Here is an 849-nt window from a genome sequence, read left to right on the forward strand (position 1 = left end):
GTATTGCCAAGTAGGCACTTTGGATATTCCTGAAGAAGGATTAAGAACTCATCTGAAAGAATTTGGATTTATAAAGTTGTTTAGGAAAGACTTTAAAAAAGAAGACTCTAGACATTATATTTTATATCTGCCAGATGAGGAGAAAATTCAAGACATAACCAGAAGTACCTTCGTCACAATTCATGATACTCATTGGGGTATTGAAACCTTTCATCGTGCCATAAAACAAGTGTGTGGAATTTGTCGGTTCATGGTTAGAGATACCTGTGCAATCAAAACTCACATATTTTGTTCACTTCAAGCATTTGTGAAATTGGAGTTTATGCGCTCTGAAAATATAATTAGCAATTGGTATGAAGTACAGAGGAATCTGTTTACTTCTGTTGTCCATGAGCATATTTTTGCCAACCTTCGCAAGGATGTCATTATCTAGACTACATAGATGATATTTTTTGTCAATGCGTAAGTCCTAGTTATTTGCAATTTTCGGTCTATTTCCGCAATTAAACTTAAACCTGCATCCGATGTTACTTTACCACCCTGGAAATTCACTACTATTGGTCTTGATTTTTCTCTTTCAAACTTGAACTGTTTTGGTGTACTATCTGTTGTTAGTGGGGTCATACTTTATAACTGCTGAAATGCTTTCTAAATATACATTTTCGCAGTTTTTGACCTCTTTTTTTATTTTCTTTGTGAGAAATCCGGGGAAACCAGGATACCAGGGTAAGCTCATCTAATTTGGTATAAAATGAACTTGACAAAAGAAACAAGATAAGCAGCAGCGAGCAGAGAAAAATTTGACTTGACATGGGAGCAAAAAAAGTGAGATGAGGACATAAGCCCCCC

Annotated in this window: 2 pseudogenes; one reads left to right on the forward strand and one right to left on the reverse strand. The window is 35.6% G+C overall.

From position 1 onward, the window contains the following. Positions 1-433 (forward strand): annotated as a pseudogene (locus FFR48_RS28140) (IS701 family transposase); the annotation flags it as partial. A 26-nt stretch (positions 434-459) separates the two neighbouring features. Here the strand turns inward: FFR48_RS28140 and FFR48_RS28145 are convergent. Continuing rightward, a pseudogene (locus tag FFR48_RS28145) lies at positions 460-624 on the reverse strand (IS1380 family transposase); the annotation flags it as partial. Between the last annotated feature and the right edge of the window lie 225 nt (positions 625-849).

The sequence above is a fragment of the Sphaerospermopsis reniformis genome, from assembly GCF_005402885.1.
Classification (GTDB): Bacteria; Cyanobacteriota; Cyanobacteriia; order Cyanobacteriales; family Nostocaceae; genus Sphaerospermopsis; species Sphaerospermopsis kisseleviana.